At 33.0% G+C, this 18142-nt stretch carries 16 protein-coding genes; 7 read left to right on the forward strand and 9 right to left on the reverse strand.

Going from position 1 to position 18142, the window contains the following annotated elements; genetic code table 11:
* Positions 1–241 precede the first annotated feature (241 nt).
* Both CQ058_RS00305 and CQ058_RS00310 read right to left on the reverse strand, forming a co-directional pair.
* A complete protein-coding gene (locus tag CQ058_RS00305) occupies positions 242–1357 on the reverse strand; it encodes an NAD(P)/FAD-dependent oxidoreductase (protein WP_002085346.1) in 1116 nt (371 codons plus the stop codon).
* 126 nt (positions 1358–1483) lie between these two features.
* A complete protein-coding gene (locus CQ058_RS00310; RefSeq protein ID WP_002189719.1) occupies positions 1484–2137 on the reverse strand; it encodes a YdeI/OmpD-associated family protein in 654 nt (217 codons plus the stop codon).
* Positions 2138–2280: 143 nt separating this feature from the next.
* Between CQ058_RS00310 and CQ058_RS00315 the strand changes: the two genes are divergently transcribed.
* A complete protein-coding gene (locus CQ058_RS00315) occupies positions 2281–2463 on the forward strand; it encodes a hypothetical protein (RefSeq protein ID WP_002189718.1) in 183 nt (60 codons plus the stop codon).
* Positions 2464–2482: 19 nt separating this feature from the next.
* Here CQ058_RS00315 and CQ058_RS00320 read toward each other — a convergent pair whose 3' ends face one another.
* The 3 genes from CQ058_RS00320 to CQ058_RS00330 all read right to left on the reverse strand — a co-directional run bounded on the left by CQ058_RS00320 (position 2483) and on the right by CQ058_RS00330 (position 4655).
* A complete protein-coding gene (locus CQ058_RS00320; protein WP_105589366.1) occupies positions 2483–3250 on the reverse strand; it encodes an arylamine N-acetyltransferase family protein in 768 nt (255 codons plus the stop codon).
* A gap of 190 nt (positions 3251–3440) precedes the next feature.
* Positions 3441–3809 carry a DUF4180 domain-containing protein gene (locus CQ058_RS00325; RefSeq protein ID WP_002141909.1) on the reverse strand — a complete coding sequence of 123 codons (369 nt, stop codon included), beginning with the start codon at positions 3807–3809 and terminating at the stop codon, positions 3441–3443.
* Between the two features lie 171 nt (positions 3810–3980).
* A complete protein-coding gene (locus CQ058_RS00330; RefSeq protein ID WP_002189717.1) occupies positions 3981–4655 on the reverse strand; it encodes an HAD family hydrolase in 675 nt (224 codons plus the stop codon).
* A gap of 534 nt (positions 4656–5189) precedes the next feature.
* Between CQ058_RS00330 and CQ058_RS00335 the strand changes: the two genes are divergently transcribed.
* Positions 5190–5855, forward strand: coding sequence for a response regulator transcription factor (locus tag CQ058_RS00335; protein ID WP_000800741.1), 666 nt, complete (start codon positions 5190–5192; stop codon positions 5853–5855).
* Positions 5848–7320, forward strand: coding sequence for a sensor histidine kinase (locus CQ058_RS00340; protein WP_002189716.1), 1473 nt, complete (start codon positions 5848–5850; stop codon positions 7318–7320). Before CQ058_RS00335 ends, CQ058_RS00340 begins: the two co-directional genes overlap by 8 nt.
* Positions 7321–7377: 57 nt before the next feature.
* Here the strand turns inward: CQ058_RS00340 and CQ058_RS00345 are convergent, their stop codons facing one another.
* The gene (locus CQ058_RS00345) at positions 7378–8670 is read right to left on the reverse strand and encodes a hypothetical protein (protein ID WP_002189715.1); all 1293 of its coding nucleotides are present in this window, start codon (positions 8668–8670) and stop codon (positions 7378–7380) included.
* A gap of 469 nt (positions 8671–9139) precedes the next feature.
* On the opposite strand from CQ058_RS00345, the gene bla reads away from it, so the two are divergent.
* The gene (bla, locus tag CQ058_RS00350; RefSeq protein ID WP_002192881.1) at positions 9140–10072 is read left to right on the forward strand and encodes a class A beta-lactamase; all 933 of its coding nucleotides are present in this window, start codon (positions 9140–9142) and stop codon (positions 10070–10072) included.
* Between the two features lie 257 nt (positions 10073–10329).
* Here bla and CQ058_RS00355 read toward each other — a convergent pair whose 3' ends face one another.
* Positions 10330–11007: an ABC transporter ATP-binding protein gene (locus tag CQ058_RS00355; RefSeq protein ID WP_002189713.1), complete on the reverse strand. Its 678-nt coding sequence runs from the start codon at positions 11005–11007 to the stop codon at positions 10330–10332.
* A gap of 11 nt (positions 11008–11018) precedes the next feature.
* A complete protein-coding gene (locus CQ058_RS00360; RefSeq protein ID WP_002032327.1) occupies positions 11019–12449 on the reverse strand; it encodes an ABC transporter permease in 1431 nt (476 codons plus the stop codon).
* 511 nt (positions 12450–12960) lie between these two features.
* Between CQ058_RS00360 and CQ058_RS00365 the strand changes: the two genes are divergently transcribed.
* The 3 genes from CQ058_RS00365 (at position 12961) to CQ058_RS00375 (ending at position 16589) form a co-directional block, all read left to right on the forward strand.
* On the forward strand, positions 12961–13422 hold the full coding sequence (locus CQ058_RS00365; protein WP_002189710.1) for a GNAT family N-acetyltransferase: 462 nt from the start codon (positions 12961–12963) through the stop codon (positions 13420–13422).
* 394 nt (positions 13423–13816) lie between these two features.
* Positions 13817–14818: an alpha/beta hydrolase gene (locus CQ058_RS00370; RefSeq protein ID WP_002189709.1), complete on the forward strand. Its 1002-nt coding sequence runs from the start codon at positions 13817–13819 to the stop codon at positions 14816–14818.
* Positions 14819–15632: 814 nt separating this feature from the next.
* Positions 15633–16589: an alpha/beta hydrolase gene (locus CQ058_RS00375; protein WP_002127565.1), complete on the forward strand. Its 957-nt coding sequence runs from the start codon at positions 15633–15635 to the stop codon at positions 16587–16589.
* An 88-nt stretch (positions 16590–16677) separates the two neighbouring features.
* Here CQ058_RS00375 and CQ058_RS00380 read toward each other — a convergent pair whose 3' ends face one another.
* The gene (locus CQ058_RS00380) at positions 16678–18132 is read right to left on the reverse strand and encodes a pyridoxal phosphate-dependent decarboxylase family protein (protein ID WP_002189707.1); all 1455 of its coding nucleotides are present in this window, start codon (positions 18130–18132) and stop codon (positions 16678–16680) included.
* Between the last annotated feature and the right edge of the window lie 10 nt (positions 18133–18142).

Genomic DNA, 18142 nt, shown 5'->3' on the forward strand with positions numbered 1-18142 from the left:
TTTCGCCTCTATATTGAACGAATCAATCTTTCTTCTCTAATACCTCAAACGATAAAAATGTACTTCGTTGCTATAAAGGGCAAAAAATTTTCGTTTTGTGGATATTATTTATTTTTTTAGCTTGATAGCGATGTGGTGATCCCACTTGTTTAAAAGAACTCCTACCTCTCAAAATACTTAGTTACGCCCAAATAACATAACAAAAAGATTAGGAAATCACTCCTAATCTTTTTGTTTATTACTATTCCATTGCCCCAGCAACATCATAATCATTTAAATCTAATTCAATCGGTTGCCCTAACGCAAGTTTCGCAAGTTCTGATCCTAAGTATGGACCTGCTGTTAATCCTGAAGCACCTAATCCGTTTGCAATGAGTATGCCTTCAAAATTAGGGAGTGGGCCAATAACAGGTAAGAATCCTGGCGTAAATGGCCTGAAGCCAACTCTAGTTTCAAGCATTGTACCATCTTCTAAACCAGGCGCTACTGTTAACGCTTTATGGAATACTTCATGTAAACCACCAGCTGTTACACGGTGATCGAAACCAGTATCATTCTCATGCGTTGCACCAATTACAACATGGCCATTGTCAAATGTTAAAATATATTGATCGTTCGGCGGCATAACAACTGGCATATTTTCTGTTGCTGTATTTTCCATTTGCAAATGAACAATTTGTCCTTTTTGGAACGTAACTAAGAAATTAATTCCTAATGGATTCAAGATTTCGTTCGCCCATGCGCCTGCAGTTACCATTACCTTTTCCGCTACAATTGTTTCGTCATTTACTTTAACTCCCGTAATATGATTCCCTTCACGGACTAATACTGCATCACCTTTAATGAAAGTTGCACCATGTTTTTTCGCAGCGCTTATTAATGCGTTGCGTAATAATCTTCCATTTACTCGTGCAGCGCCACTAATATGAACAGAACTATATTCTTCCGATAATGCTGGGAATAACTTTTTCGTTTCTTCAGCTGATAAGCGAGTGATTTCACCAATCTCCGGTGCATCTTCACGGCGTTTATACGCTCGCTCTTCCATTTGATCTAGTTTTTTCTCATCAGTATGTAAACTAATTGCACCTACACGGTTGTAACCTGTATCCGTTTCACCGTCTTCTTCTAATTGCTGAATTAACGAAGAATAGTAACGTGCACCGCCTTTAACGATTTTATACCATGCTTTATTACGACGTTGCGACAGCCACGGACAGACAATACCTGCTGCTGCATCAGTTGCTTGACCTAAATCTTGACGATCTACAATAGTAACCTTCGCACCAGCCTTAGCAAGATGATAGGCAGTAGATGCCCCTAAAATTCCAGATCCAACTACAATATACGATTTCATTTCAAACACCTTTTCTCTTTTGCTAATTATTTAAATATAAGAACATACTTTAGTATACTGAAAGGAATCCTTTTTTCAATGTGCTCAACGTAATTAATTGTTGCATCATTGTGACGTTCCTAATCATTATTTTTTCTTCTTACGGAATAATTCAATTGTTTTATAGCCTTGTGAAAGGATTTCAATCATTTTCTCAAGACGTTTATCGCGTGTTTTTTCTTGTTTCACAGAAAATAAATTACGTGCCCAATCTTTTTGATAACCAGGAGTTAAACTTTGATAAAACTTAAGTTCAGCTGGATGATTAGCCAATAATGCTTCAACATCTTGAATACGGTCTGCATAATCAGCAACACATTGACTCACTGCAGGTGTTTTCTTCGCTTTTTTCTTTTCACGTTTTAAACCTACAACTGTAAAGACATCATCCATACTTACCATTCGCGCAAATTTAATTTCGCTTTCCCCCACATATCCATCATCTCCAACGTTTAATGCCGGAAACATCTCATCACGGTGAATAAACGTACTGTAACGAGCATTACCTTTTTTCGGATATGCGAAAAACACGTAACCTTTTTCAATTAGTAATTCTTCATTACTAATAATAAAATTCGTTTGTTTCACCATTTCATCAAGTGTTTCAACAAAAATAAAAATAGCATCATGTTCTTTTGAAAATGAGGTTTCTTTACCTGTGAAAATGTCATAATCACTTGGTTCGTTAATTACGACCATATTTGTATACTTATTTAGTTTCAATTTATCAATAACTGACATTATAATCTTCCTTTGCATCCAATATTCATTTTATATACTTCTTTATACTGTTCTAGTGTATTATATCTATTAAGAAAATTAAACTTGAAATCGTATCATTCTGTTTCAATAGACCATAATTTTTTACTATAAGGAGTGGTTTTATGCCGTATGTAATCCGGGATGAAGGGCTAGTTTTGCAAGGAGATAATGGAAAAGAGCCAGTCTTTCATACATATGAAAAAGCTGAGGAAACGTTAAAAACGTTTCCTATACCGCAGTTTCCGAAACATATTAGACGAAAACCATTTAAACCAAAAATAATAAAAATAGCCGATTCTGAATAAGAACCGGCTATTTTTATATTCACAACTCAATAGCAAATAAAGTATATAAAAGCTCTTTATATTTATTTTCTGTAATTTCATGCTTCGTTTTTTCTCCATAAATAATTTCAGTTAAACTAGTATTCGTTAATGAGACATGGCCAAAGTTCGTCAATTTTACTGCAATGGGTCCTTTATTGAAAATAGATTTCTCATCTTTTATCACTCTTCTTTGAACATCGTTTACTACTGTCTCATCAATAATATGTTTATAAAAAGCATGACAAACTTTCCATTCTCCATCAACATCTATTCTTTCTAGAACATAGTTTCCTTTACTCGTATCTTTTTGTCTTACTCGATACGAACCGTTTTTAGAAGAAACAAGTTCGCCAGTAAACGGTACTGGTACAAGAGGTACTAATGAAGCAATACCTACATCAATTAAGTACCTTACGTTTTCGTAATTTAAAATAATTGTTATATGCCCATCTTCAAGTGCCCAATCGTTTATATCATTTTTATATACGGTACCTAGTGCGAGTTGTACATCATAACCACTATCTTTTAAAAAATAGTAAAAAAGAGTATTTAATTCATAACAAAGCCCACCTCGAGAACTAGTTAAAATTTTCTCTTGTAAGTTTTTCATAGAAATTGTATTCGCATTACTTGCTATTACATTTAAATTCTCAAACGGGATTGTGTGGGCAAATGCAAAGAGTATTGTACTTAATTCTTCAAATTTTATTTCAGTACGTTTTTCAAGGTTTAATCTTGTAAAGAGTTGATCTTGTAACTTTGTCATATTCAGCACCCCTTAATAAGTTATAAATTAAAATAATATATGCTGATTGTAAATTTGAAGGGATATAGTAACAATGTACATTTGCAGTTACTGTACCGGTACAAAATTTAAATTTGAAAAACATATTTATATAAAAATACAAATAAGAGGCACCTTCACGGATGCCTCTTTCGAATTACATTTTATATCTTTATTTCAATGAGCTTAATTTTTCAATTGCTTGTTGCTCAGTTGCTAATAAAAAAATATCCTTACCTTTATTACATTCATAAATAAAATCCTTTAAGCTTTTACTCGTATACATAGAGAAATCTCCAATAATAGCAATCTTTACTCTGTAGTTTATAAACTTTTGAAGAATATCACCCGCAAGCCGTGTTTTTAAGTCAAAGAAGCTTTCACTTATTAATGATTTATTGATAGCAATCCGCTTTGAATCCACTTCATATTGAACTGTTGCCATGAGATCTAATGCAGATTGAACGTCGGATATTAATACTGTATCGTTTCTGACGACGGCAATATTTATTCCGCCAATTACTACTTTCTTTATTTCCATAGTCTCACCCCTCTATAATTTATAAAGTATATATTAAACACGCTGTGTAGCTCTTCATTAACACACATAAATGATTTGCCCCTGGCCCAATATCCTTTATATCCTCGTAAATAAATATTGTTTTAAAACTTCTCATACGGTCAATGAAATTAAGGGTAATCTATCTTTTTACTATTTTTGAAAATTTATCTCTCCACAATAACTTAATAAATTATCAAAAGAAGTAATCTCGGCATATGGTTTAGTGTCGGTATTATTCTTAATCACATTAGGATTGAACCATATGCCCTTTATATTTGCATTTTGACAACCGGCAATATCCTTTTCTAAGTCATCTCCAACAAATAGTACATCTTCTGATTGTACATTTAGCTTATTTAATGCTAGTTCGAATATACGTTTATCAGGTTTACTAAATCCCACTTCTTCAGAAATAATAATCGTATCAAAATACTCATTTAAACCCGTATCCATTATTTTAGCTTTTTGCCTCTGAGTTGAGCCATTTGTAATAATTCCAACTTTAAAGTGCCTCTTTATATGATTTAAGAAAAGAATAGTATTTTGGTCAATTGAAAAACATTTAGGCAAGTTTTCATTCCAAAAATCTTGGATATAATTGCGTGGCAATCTATATTTCGGCGCGAATTCATCAAATAATGATTCTAAAACTATTGTTTTATCACTAATGCCATATTCTCTTTTATCATATTCTTTGAATTTCTGTAACATATTGTTTTTGACTGTATCACTAACATCCTCATAACACTTCTCTAAAACTAATAAAAACAAGTTATCTACTGCCTTATCCCTATCAAGTAACGTATCATCTAAATCAAATAGCATCGCTTTATAACCCCTCAAATAATTTCACAACCTTTCTCGCATTATATAAATAATCCCTAGTTCGTACCTTTAAACTTTTGGTTTACCAAGAGAGTTGTTATTTATGTGAGAATAACGATCAAACAGAGTAAAGGATTTATTTTTACCTTCCAGGAGAATTAATTCTAGCCTTAGAATCCAGTTGTTTCTCTCCAGATCAATTAAACGCTCAACTACTTCGAATGTATTTCAAGTTCCTTCCTCTTCATTACAATGTAGCCATTCGCCGGATAAACTAGATAAAAAAACTCCAAAGCTTCTTTTATATTGAAATTCATTTCCTTTTCTCCTCTTGGTAAAGAAGTAAAAGTATATTTTCATACAATTCAAGAAATTACACCCATTTTACATTATTATACATTAGTTTCACTTAAATATTAATCGTTCATTTTATTGAACGTGGAGCTAACACAATAATCGCCTTGTGGAATCTCCTAATTTATCTCCACATAAACTCCAGATAGTAAGGCTATAATGACTACCAGAGGTGATATTATGAAAAACTATCATATCCTCGTGGTTGAGGACGATCAAGAAATTCAGGAATTAATTAAACAATTTTTAATGACACAACAGTATACAGTGGTAGTCGCATCAGATGGATTAGAGGGTATGACACAATTTAATAAGCAATCCTTTGATTTAATTCTTCTAGATGTAATGATGCCCAATCTTAATGGATTTGAAGTATCCAAGATGATTCGAAGTCAGTCAAACGTACCAATTATTATGCTAACTGCATTGGAAGAAGAGGAAGATCAAATGAAAGGGTTCGATCTTGGAATCGATGATTATATAACAAAACCCTTTTCGTTTCATGTTTTGATTAGACGAGTCGAAGCTGTACTTAGAAGAAGTTATGATAAAAATGTAAATAATCATTTGGTATTTAAAGAAGTGCGTATCGATGTTGATGCATATAGAGTATATGTAAATGACGTTGAAATTTTATTAACGACAAAAGAGTTTGAAATTCTACAACTACTATTTCAAAATGAGAGAAAAGTACTCACAAGAGAAAATATCGTAGAAAAAGTTTGGGGGTACGATTATTTTGGAGAAACACGAATAATTGATACACATATTAAAAACCTACGTAAAAAGTTAGCTATCCCTTATATTAAAACAATAAAGGGTATTGGTTATAAAATTGATGAATAGTATTGTGAAAATCATGAAGATGAAGCAAATTACTTATAAACTCTTTATGACTACCTCTCTCATTTTGTTATCCTTTGCAGTATTGATTTATTTAACTTTATACTTCTTTCTCCCTACGTTTTATGAGCAATACAAAACAGATCAACTTCAAACAGGGATAAAAGAAATCATTGATAAATCTAAAGATCTTACGTTTCAAGATGCGATACCACTTTTTGATGAATATGCAAAAAAAAATAATGCGATGCTTTATCTTCAAAATAATGAGGGAATAATTAAATACTCTCCTTCATTTTCTTTTACTCAAAATGGTTCGCAAACAACAGTAGTTACTAGAGCCACACGGTTCGAGAATGCAGGTACCCTTAGCAATTCATATAACGTTACGAAACCAATTCAATTCCAAGATGGTAGTTTAACGCTTATAGTCTTTGCTACATTTCAACCAATTGATGAAGCTTCACAGGTTTTAGTACGCTTTCTCCCCTATATTAGTATCATTGTACTCATAATTGGTGTAGGGAGTGCTTATTTCTATTCCAGGTTTATTACAAAACCACTTATTTATATTAATGAGGGTGCACAAAAGATGGCAAATTTAGATTTCTCCGAAAAAATTGAGGTTCGCTCTACAGATGAGTTAGGAGAACTATCTAATAGTTTGAATGACATGTCTATTAACTTACAACAAGCTATGTTTGATTTAAAAAAAGCAAATCAACAATTAAAAAATGATATTGAAAAAGAACGAGAAATAGAAACAAAACGCAGAGAGTTTTTTGCGATTGTAGCACATGAATTAAAGACCCCTCTTACTGTAATGAAAGGATACTTAGAAGGGATGATATACAATATTGGCCCTTATCAAAATCGTGATCAATATTTAAAGAAAAATCATCAAATTATTGAAAGTATGGAACAATTAGTTCGTGAAATTTTAAGCATGTCGAAATTAGAACAACACACCTTTAAACTAAAAGTAGAAGAAGTTAATCTTTCGAAGTTAATAGATACAATCACAAAAGATCTCGAATTTTTTGCTTCTCAAAAAAGCATCCAAATAATAAAAGAAATTGATTCTGATCTTTCTGTTTATACAGATCGTGTTCTTTTTGAAAAAGCATGTAAAAATATTATCCATAATGCGGTTATGTATTCACCACATAATGAAAAAGTCTATATAAAGTTAAGTGAGGATTCTAAACAAGGTCAAATCAAAATGCAAATTATGAATACAGGTGTCAATATTAAAGAAGAGGATATACAACAAATTTTCAAACCATTTTATCGAATTGAAAAATCAAGGAATCGAAATACTGGAGGAAGTGGTTTGGGGCTATATATTGTTAAACAAATTCTTGAAACGCTAGATATAAAATATTCTATAAAAAATATGGAACATAGTGTACAATTTTGCATGAACATTCCATTATCTAAACAAAAAACAAACAAACTCCCCTCTTAGTAGGACGAGTTTGTTTGTTTTTTGTAGTTTTAGTATTGATATTTTTCGAGTTACCTTTTAAGCAATATTGGGATTAGCTTTTTTACCAATCCACATACCTAAGCCCACCATGCCAAGCCAACAGCAAATTGCTAACATAAACATCAATCGTTGTACGGATAACCCTTCAATCTGCATTTGCCCCTTCCCAACAATTGTTTGGAAAAGTTGCGACCATTCGACATCGTAAAACACCCCTACTCCCACAATCACAATCAATATAAAAAATTGTAAAAATATATTCCCCATATTTCTCCATGTTGTGTAAATGAGTAAAGAAAGCTCTCTATGTGTAGCATTCACCATATATACTTTCATATTATTTTGAGAAGAAATACTATTAATGGCATAGCTCCCAAATGTAACGCTAAGGACTATAAATATTGGAGAATAAAACCCGAATATCATGATTAAAGTACTTACTAAAAACAAATGGATTAGATTAACTTTCTTAGCAGCTTTGATATCTAAAAATATGGACATCAAAATCCCTAATAGGTATGGTCCAACTACAATGAAAATACAGGTTAACATGTTATAGAAAGTAAAACTATAAAAAATACCCATCAAAAATAAATATCCATTTCCTAATCCAAGTAAAAATGATTCTGCCTTTAAGCGGATTGGTAAAGAAGATGAAAGTTTATGAAAGAACTTTCCTTTCAACAAACTCAAAAACATGAAACAAATAAGCGCTATAGAAAGTAGAAAAAAATAAAAAATATATTGTTCATTATTTATGTTACGACTTGTTCGAATCAAAAGAATAAGCATTGAGACAAAAAGAAACTTTCCTACAACCGATACGATGGAGATAGGTAAAAGCCCTTTGGCTAACTCTGTTCTCGGCATTTTTTTTATAGCAAAAAGGATACTGATTAAACAAATCCCATATATGCATGTTATCAGCGGCGGCGATAAAAAACTAATCGCTAACAATACGATTATTAGTAAAAGAAAAACGATACCAATAATAATCGCTTGTTGATTTTTATTATAAACCTTTCCCCCGCCTTCCACATGTAGAAACAATAAAGTACTCGTCATGGTAGAAATTGTACTAACTGCAAAACCAGAAAATAACGCACTTATTTCTAGCCATCTTGAACTCCATCCAAAGAAAGTAACACTAAGTAATGATACTATCAGAATAGAAACAGTCCAATATAAAGAGCGGTGAATCCCAGCCTTATTCACAATAGGTATCCAGATAAACACACCCGTCATATAAGTTGTATAAAACAAGATTGATGGCCAGTATCCCTCAAAGCCTTTCGAAATCTGTAATCCATAAACAATGTAAATAAGCATGGGTGTAAAGATAGTCGTTATTAGTAGACTAAATGTAGTTATACTTTGCACCACAAGTCTTTTTTGCTTTGTCGTATGTATCGTATAACACCTCACTTAAAATGAAATCAGTAGTTGTTATTACTTATTCTGTCCGGAACGAGGTTGTTATATATACGCAATCCAATTGAAATTCCCATTACGAGGTAAACTCAATCTAAATCCACATTAAATTAAGTGGCGTGCAGAAAAGGTGGATTTTGTGATTCTTATAAATAAAATTAATGGATATATTCAAAACCTTAATCATAAATGGAACAAATGTGTTACTTAGATTGTCTATTACGTATAAAAAAGGTGCTTTTGGTAGTTCTCTCATTTTGTAATGCAAGAAACACAAGATGAGTGCTATCTGGTACATTTGTTAATTGTATCGGTATGTAAAATACCTAAACAAAATCCATATATTCTTGAAAGAGGTTGAAAATGTATGCTAGTTTCAAAGAAGTTTTTTCACATCGCACATTATAAAAAGATGCTCCCTGTAGTATTACTTTCATGTGCAACGCTTATAGGCTGTTCCAATAGTAATATTCAATCCGAACCACCGAAACAAACCAAACAAGAAAATACAGGTAATCATTCTTTTGTAAAGCTTGAAAAAGAATATGATGCTAAACTTGGTATTTATGCATTGGACACAGGTACGAATCAAACTGTTACTTATCGTTCAGATGAACGGTTTGCATACGCATCTACCCACAAAGCCCTTGCTGTTGGAGCACTGTTACAAAAGAAATCAATAGAAGATTTAGATCAAAGAATTAAGTATACTAGCAAAGATCTTGTGAATTACAATCCAATTACTGAAAAATATGTAGATACAGGTATGACTCTTAAAGAGCTTGCGGATGCTTCCCTTCGATATAGCGATAATACTGCACAAAATCTTATTCTTAAGCAATTAGGTGGGCCAAGTGAATTCAAAAAATCACTGAGAGAAATAGGAGATACTGTCACAAATCCTGAACGTTTTGAACCAGAATTAAACGAAGTGCAGCCAGGAGACACTCGTGATACTAGTACCCCAAAGGCGTTAGCTACTAGTCTTCAAGCATACGCGCTAGGCGATATACTTTCCATTGAGAAACGGAACTTTTTAATAGATTTGATGAAAAGAAATACTACGGGGGACAACTTAATTCGTGCTGGAGTTCCAGGAGAATGGGAAGTAGCCGATAAGACCGGCTCTGGGTCTTATGGAACAAGGAATGATATTGCAATCATTTGGCCACCAAATAAAAAGCCAATTATTCTTGCGATACTTTCTAATCATGCGAAAGAAGATGCGAAATACGATGATAAACTTATTGCAGATGCAACTAAAATAGTGTTAGACAATTTAAAAGTAACGAATAAATAATTACTCCAAAGAATGACTTAGTTAAAATTCATATTTCATTTGAAGACCGTTGATATTGAAAGAGCACAAAAAAGAACCTGTAGAATATACTTCAAGTTCTTTTTCAAAAATTGTTAAAAAGGGAATAACAAACTATCTTAACAGTCAATACAGGGAGACCATTTTGATTATGGCTTGGTTATATTGTATATCAAATATAAACATTTGAAGAAACTGATTTCGAAAATTATGTGAATTAAAAAACTAGGGTGTTTATATTAAATTTCGTTTACTACCAACTTCTTCTTACTTAAATAGACTGCACGGTCTGATTTTTTAGCAACTTCCTGTGAGTGCGTCACAACAATAATACATTTATTTTCTTTATGTGCAAGTTCTTGAAACAGTTCTATTATATCCATTGCCGTTTCTTCGTCGAGGTTTCCTGTCGGCTCATCCGCAATCAGTAAATCAACATTACAAGATAACGCTCGAGCGATTGCAACACGCTGCTGTTGCCCGCCACTTAGTTGCAGAACATTTCGTTTCGCTTCTACTTCTGTAAGTCCTACTTTCTCTAATAATTCTAACGCCCTTGCCGTTTTATTTTGCACTTTAACACCTGTAATTTCCATTGCTGTTAAGACATTTTGAAGAGCAGTCATATAGGTAATCAAATTATAAGATTGGAAAATTACCGATACATTTTGATTACGGTACCGATCCAAACCAATTTTTCGAATATCCTTTCCATTAAATAGTACATAACCATTTTTAGGTATATCTAGCCCACAACCTAAGCTAAGAGTAGTGGTTTTACCAGATCCGGATGGTCCTAGAATCGTGTAGAAATGTCCTTTTTGAAAAGAAAAGTTAACATTTTCTAGTATCACTACTTTTTTTCCGTTACTTTCATAATAATAATCTAAGTTTTTAAATTGTAAAATCGTCTCCATATCGAGCCTCCTTATTCATCTTTTAAAAGAATTTGTTTTGGATTCAGGCGTAGAATAGATAATGCTGGAAGAAGCGTTGCTAATATAGCAATAGCTAGTCCAATCCCCCCCATTTTCCCTACATCTTCGCCTGTTACACTTACATTAATTTTATCAATTGGATCCTCTTTTTGATTTTGTACAGTTCCACCAGGTCCAGCTACCATTACAGTTCCATTTTGTGAGGTGTTTGTTTCTTCTCCTGCTGTAGCAATTTCACTCGAAAGTAAATTATTCCCTATGAATTGAGAAATTTTTGCTCCTGTTGTTATGGATAATCCAAATGCTAAAATAGCGATACATACTACTTCTACTACGAACTGCGCCATCAGTTTCCACTTTTTCTCTCCAATGGACAATAGAATCCCCATTTCCTTACGACGTGCTTTAATCGATAACATAATGATTAACCCTAAAATAATCGCACCTGCAATTGATACAATATAAATAATCATTTGAGAAGTAGATGAGATATTTTCGATAGGCCCAATCATTTGTTTGTACAACGAATCATGTGCATCTAATTTATAATAATTAAAATCAATATCAGATTTTTTTGCTTCTTCTTTAAATGCTTCAATGTTTTGTGGATCTTTCAAGAAATACACGACTTGAATGCTACTTATACCTTGATCTATTTCTAATTTTTTCATAGTTGAATGCGGCATATAAAGTTTATTAGCTGGATCCATTATAGGAGGGGCCTGTTGACCCATTGCTTGCTCATTCGTTTCGTAAATGCCGATAATTTCAACCTCGAGGGTTTCCTTCTTATCCCCTGATTGCACTTTAACTTTGTCTCCTACTTTCAAATTGTTTAATTCCGCTAATCGTTTTTCCATTAAAGCTACATTCTGATCTTTCATCTGTTCTGTAATTGGTTTCCCATCAATGATTTTACTTTTTCCATTCTTAAAGCTTTCTTGTAATGCAGTTTTGCGAACTCCCTCAATCATAAAAGAAGAATTCATATCTATTTCTGTACCGGAGCCTGAACCGCCTCGTACAGCCGCCATTCCCGCCTTACCTTTTCCTTCTTCTTCTCCTTCTGAAGCTCCTACTAGTTTAAGTCCATCAGAAATTCCGAGAGTGCTAGTTATGTAATTATAGTCTTTTACATACTTTGACTTCGCTAATTGATCTGCTTCTTTTGTATTAAGCTTCGGTGGATTAGGCATCTCTCCAGTTTCCCTAGCTTGTTGACCTAATTTGTCAAAATCAAGACTTAAAGTAACATCTGCACCGAGTTTTTTTCTTGCTGCATCAGCAGCTTTTTTTGATGCATTTTGGATTGTGAATCCTGCCAACACTAAATTTGTAACAATTAGGAAAACTGCCATCAAAATTAATGATGTTCCTACTCTTTTTTTCATACTGAGAATTGCTCGTTTCATAAAGTTCATTTTTTCTTACCTCCTTGATAACTTGTATTCTATATAGGTTATCTAGAGTCTATATGGAGCTAATCGGTAGTTTATCTAGAGATATAAGGAGTTTATGTGTAGTTATTCATTGACCTGGTCAAGAAAGACCGGAACACATATTCAAAAACGTAATCGTTTTGAATATTGGCAAGGAAGTTATGGCTTTAGATAGCATTGAATGAGAGCATACAAATCCATGCTTATTTCGTAATTTCTATACAAAAAATAAAACCACCCTATTTGGATGGTTATATGTGTGCTTGTTAAATATGAAAATTCATTAAAGAATATGGACTTTTATTGAAGTTGGTCGGATTCTCTAATAATAATATTGTGTTAAAAAGCCTAACTTATAATTTTATAAGTTAGGCTTTTATGCTATCTATAAGAAAAAGTTATAGAGACTCATAATATTTTATAATTTAACCTTTTGTATTTAAACAAGTAAAATAAAAGTAACAAGTGCATACATTAAGGAGGTTTTTTGATAGTGACAGAAACTATAACATTTAGGATTGCAACGGCAGATGATTTAGATGTAATTGTAAAAATGCTTGCTGATGATGTTTTAGGAAATAAAAGAGAGCGCTATGAAACACCACTCCCTGATAGTTATATAAGAGCATTTCATGCTATTGATTGTGATCCAAATAACGAGTTGATTGTAGCGTGTGATGGGACGGAGATTGTCGGTATTCAACAAATTACATTTACGCCTTACATTGTACGTCAAGGGGGGTGGAGAGCTACAATTGAGGGTGTACGGACAGCCTCATCAAAACGTGGTAAAGGTATAGGAAGTAAACTTATTAAATGGGCTATTCAACGTGCTAAATTACGGGGATGTCATTTAGTACAGTTAACAACAGATAAAGAACGACAAGAAGCTTTACACTTTTATAAGAAATTAGGTTTTAAAGATTCTCATGAAGGATTAAAACTCTTTCTCTAATGAATATAGCTATTTATATACCAAAAAGACGTATATTGTAAGGTTAATTAACTATAGGCTTCGAAAATTATGGTAACTATCACTGTATTAAATATACAAATTGACACCTTGTCTTTCATATAAATTACGTCACTTCAAAAGGTGTACCTTTTGATACGAAAATAAGCAAGTTAATGTTCTCTTTTATGAATGAGAATATTAACTTGCTTTTTAGGTTTTTGTAAAAGATATTTATAGTTTTATTTTATTGATAGCTTTATAATATAATATACAAATTCCCCACCTGTTTTATAATTCAAGCATCTACTATTAGGAAAAGAGAATATTTTACAATTAATTTACAGCATAAATTTTGTCCATCTTTTAGACGATATGTATTTTGGAGGAGGTTAATTTGATTTTTTCAAAACTCATTGATCGATACGCCTTGTATGATTTGCACAAAAAAAGAAGTGTAAAGTTTCAGTATACTTCTCTTTCTAACACCTCACTATATATAAAGGACATAGAATTTTTTTATAAAGTAAAACCATCTCATATTCATTTTAACATTAAGCATTTAAAACAAGAAAAGGAATACATGGTTGGACAATTCAAATATAAAAGCTCGGTTCAATCTGGTGATTCACGCAACGATTCTGTCACTGGGGAATTATTTTTACATAAAAGTGAAGATGCACCTCATGTCATCTTTGTTCATGGTTGGAGAATGGATTCTAACGAACGTGTAAAAAAAATATTCCACGACCATATGACCAACTTGAAGTGGAATATGTATTATTTCACTTTACCATATCATTTTGACAGAAAACCGAACCAATCCCTATACAGTGGAGAGTGCATGGTAAGTGCCAATGTTGAACGAACTGTAGAAGCAACTAAACAAGCGGTAGCTGATTTACGAACTTTGATCAAATGGATTAAAGCAAATAAAAATGGTCCCTTGATTTTAATAGGAATCAGTTTAGGTGGAGTTATTACTAACTTAACATCTCTTGTTGAACCAGAAATTGATGTGTTAGCATCCATTTTCTACGCGAATCGACTCTCTTATTCAATTTGGAAGACAAATCCAGGTAAATTTATTAGAGAAGACTTGGAACATCATGGTGTTACGTATGATGATTTAATAGCTTATTGGAAAATCACTGAACCGAGTCAAGCATTACCAAAAGTAAAAAAAGAAAATATTTTATTAATTTCAGGCAAGCATGATCTTTATGTGCATTCTGAGGATACGGACTATTTGTGGGAATCCTGGGAAAGACCTACGCGATATATTTATACATGTGGACATGCCGGGATTGTTCTTAAACGTAAAAAAATTGCAACTGATACTATCAATTTTATTCAGAATCGATTGAACTCCTCACACTTCCCCAAAGACATACCTTAAAGTGAGGGATTACTAAGTATAGAATCTTATACTTGTAATCTTTCATTTTATACCAAGTTCATTTCATATAGAAAAGGGTTACTCATCATTTTCACCAGGGGCTTATTTTTATAAAAAGAAATTATTGTTGTTTACCCTTTATATGCAATATTACATATAAAAATCTTTAATTGTTCTGTTATAATTTTAAGAGTAAATTATTCATCCATTAATTTACACCATCCATATCTACAGTTATGGAAACCCTAATTACATATAAAAAAGAGAAGAACCTTGGTGAGTTCTTCTCTTTTTTATATTTTTTTAAGATTACTATCCAAAGTAATTATTGCAATTACTTTAAGCTGGCTTTTGAATTATAAATTCTGATTTTCATACTTCTTCATGAGTCTAGATAAGAAAAAAGAATCTACTCCTTTTCTAGCCAAATAAAAGGAATTTTTTTAAACAGTTATTTTAATTTGTACTGTTCTCCTATATTAATGCCTGCCCATGAGTATTTCCCTGAATTATATATTAAGGAATGAAAATGTATTAATTCTTTCCGAGTATGAATTCGAATAGGTATCACTTGGTTTAATTAGAAGACTAAGTGTACATACATACAACGACATGAAAACACTTTGCTCCTAAATCCACTACTTGTATTATTGGTTGCGTGAAACTCCTTCTTGAGAAAGGCTTTAATTTCCGAATATTCTGTTGACTGTTATCGCATATCTAATTTACAATTCAATTGTGATATTTTTTCACAATTAAACTACTTAGAATACACTTCATTTATTCAAAAACAATTACAAATAGAGGTGCTAAAATGAAAACAAGAGTAAATCCAGAGTTATTACAAGGGTTAGAGATGTTTCCAAATCTCGATTTACACCCGGAAAACTTGCAATCAATCAGAGAAGGAATAGCTCAAATGAGACCACCTACCGTTGTTGATGAATCCCTTTCGTTAACAGATGAAGTCATTGTTGGACCTGATGATAATCCGTTACCATTAAGAATTTATCGTCCAAAATCAAATAATGAACCTTTACCTGTCTTATTATGGATACATGGTGGTGGTTATATCTTAGGGTCTATAGATGATAACGATGATACTTGTATGAGGTTTGCAAAAGAAGCTGGCTGTGTGGTCGTGTCTGTAGACTACCGATTAGCACCTGAACACCCTTACCCAGCACCAATTGAGGATTGTTATTCAGCTTTAAAATGGATTGCTGATAATGCGAAGTCATTAAACATTGATTCGAATCGAATTGGGGTTGCAGGAGTAAGCGCTGGAGGTGGACTAACAGCAGCATTATCATTATTAGCCCGAGATCGAAAATATCCTTCAATTTGTTTACAGATGCCACTCTATCCAATGATTGATGACCGAAATAATACACCTTCAGCGAATGAAATTAAAGAAGGATTTGTTTGGAATCAAAAGGCAAATGAAGCTGGTTGGAAAATGTATTTAGGAGAAATGTATGGAACAGATCAAATCCCTGTCTATGCAGCGCCTTCTCGAGCAGAGGATTATAGTGATTTACCATATACTTACACATTTGTTGGTCAATTAGATCCATTCCGCAGTGAAACATTAACCTATGTAAGCAAACTAGCGCAAGCTGGTGTTGATGTCGAGTTTCATTTATATCCAAATGCCTATCACTGGTTTGAAGGGTTAAATCCAAATGCCGATGTATCTATTTACGCTGTAAACGAAATGGTACAAGCAGTAAAGACTGGTTTCAAAAGAGTCTCTAAGGTTGAGGCTTAATCCCTTTACAAGAAAAACACTCGTAAATAGTATAATAGCCGATTCTCATTTAGAATCGGCTATTAATATGTAAAATTCACCTAATATATCAAGGTTGAGAAACAGATATAAGATGTTTAGGCGATGTGTTTATTTCCTCTGCCAACGCCTTAATGCTCATCATGATTTGAAGTATTTCTTCTAATGTTGTCCTCGGGTTGATAGAGCAAAGTCGAATTACTACTTTTTCTTTTAATTTAGTCGTACTTAGCATAGCAAATCCTCTTTGATTAATTTCTTCCACCAGTTTTTTGTTTATTTCATGAATTGTTTCTCTAGACGTTCGCTTACAAGGAATATAACGAAAAGTAACAATTCCTAATTGGGCAGGTGTTACTACTTCCCAATCTTTTTCTTTCCTTAAAAACTCTTCAACTTGTTCAGCCAACATAATGCCATGATCTATTGCCTCACGAAAAGCTGTGACTCCAAATGCTTTAAAAGAAAGCCATACCTTTAATGCCCTAAATCTACGAGAAAGTTCAATTCCACGCTCCCCAAAATTCACTTTTTCTTCTATATTAGTTTCCGTATCCTTAATATACTCTGGGATCATACGGAACGTTTTACTTAAATATTGGCTATTGCGAATGAGTACACAACCAACATCATAAGGCTGAAAAAGCCATTTATGCGGGTCTAACGTCAAAGAATCAGCACGATGAATTCCTCTTAACACCTCCCTTCCTTTTTCACTGAGAATTGCTGCAGCCCCATAAGCACCATCCGCGTGTAGCCATACATCTTCATCACCACATAGATCAGCCAATTCATCGAGGGAGTCCACCGCTCCGCAATTCGTTGTCCCTGCATTAGCAATAACACAAAATGGTTTTTTCCCTTTTAATCGATCTTCTTTTATTTGCTTTCTTAAAGTACTAACTGAAATTCTTAAATCTTCATCTGTTTCAATTCGGCAAATTTGATGATGTTTAAAACCTAATACTTTAAGTGCTCGATCTACAGAAAAATGAGTTTGGTTAGAAAAATACACAACCGCATTTTCTATGTCATTATTCAGCTTGACCTGTCTCGCTACAGTAAGTGCAGTCAAATTAGCCATGGAACCGCCACTGACAAATAGCCCTTCAGCTGAATCAGGGAATCCTAGCATTGATTTTAACCAGTTGATTGTCGTTAATTCAATTTGTTCAGCACCTGCACCTACTATCCAAGCCGTAGGAAATACATTAAACCCACTTGCTAAAAAATCTGCTATTACACCAACATAATTATTAGGACCTGGCACAAAAGCCATAAAATGAGGATGATCCACATGAGTAATTTGATTAAACACATTGTTATTAAGAAAATGAAGTAACTCTTTTGGATTAGATCCGTTTTCTGGAATCGTTTCAATTAGCTTGTCTCTAAAAATATTACTATCAATCGTTTCCGAAACTGGTTTACTTTTCAAATGATTCATATGATCAACAATCAAGTCCACCGCTTGATATCCTAACTGACGCATCTCTTCGGCTGATAACTGCAAGTTTTTTGTCATTTGGTTTACT

The organism is Bacillus sp. MYb56 (assembly GCF_002976445.1).
GTDB classification, from domain to species: domain Bacteria; phylum Bacillota; class Bacilli; order Bacillales; family Bacillaceae_G; genus Bacillus_A; species Bacillus_A mycoides.

Bases quoted from the DNA above. Each gene is read 5' to 3' on its own strand.
- CQ058_RS00320 (WP_105589366.1), bottom strand. From the start codon at position 3,250: ATGACAAAGTTACAAGATCAACTCTTTACAAGATTAAACCTTGAAAAA.
- CQ058_RS00380 (WP_002189707.1), bottom strand. From the start codon at position 18,132: ATGACAAAAAACTTGCAGTTATCAGCCGAAGAGATGCGTCAGTTAGGA.
- bla (WP_002192881.1), top strand. From the start codon at position 9,140: ATGCTAGTTTCAAAGAAGTTTTTTCACATCGCACATTATAAAAAGATG.
- CQ058_RS00310 (WP_002189719.1), bottom strand. From the start codon at position 2,137: ATGTCAGTTATTGATAAATTGAAACTAAATAAGTATACAAATATGGTC.
- CQ058_RS00355 (WP_002189713.1), bottom strand. From the start codon at position 11,007: ATGGAGACGATTTTACAATTTAAAAACTTAGATTATTATTATGAAAGT.
- CQ058_RS00375 (WP_002127565.1), top strand. From the start codon at position 15,633: ATGAAAACAAGAGTAAATCCAGAGTTATTACAAGGGTTAGAGATGTTT.
- CQ058_RS00345 (WP_002189715.1), bottom strand. From the start codon at position 8,670: ATGCTTATTTACATTGTTTATGGATTACAGATTTCGAAAGGCTTTGAG.
- CQ058_RS00360 (WP_002032327.1), bottom strand. From the start codon at position 12,449: ATGAACTTTATGAAACGAGCAATTCTCAGTATGAAAAAAAGAGTAGGA.
- CQ058_RS00315 (WP_002189718.1), top strand. From the start codon at position 2,281: ATGCCGTATGTAATCCGGGATGAAGGGCTAGTTTTGCAAGGAGATAAT.
- CQ058_RS00305 (WP_002085346.1), bottom strand. From the start codon at position 1,357: ATGAAATCGTATATTGTAGTTGGATCTGGAATTTTAGGGGCATCTACT.
- CQ058_RS00330 (WP_002189717.1), bottom strand. From the start codon at position 4,655: ATGCTATTTGATTTAGATGATACGTTACTTGATAGGGATAAGGCAGTA.
- CQ058_RS00340 (WP_002189716.1), top strand. From the start codon at position 5,848: ATGAATAGTATTGTGAAAATCATGAAGATGAAGCAAATTACTTATAAA.
- CQ058_RS00335 (WP_000800741.1), top strand. From the start codon at position 5,190: ATGAAAAACTATCATATCCTCGTGGTTGAGGACGATCAAGAAATTCAG.
- CQ058_RS00325 (WP_002141909.1), bottom strand. From the start codon at position 3,809: ATGGAAATAAAGAAAGTAGTAATTGGCGGAATAAATATTGCCGTCGTC.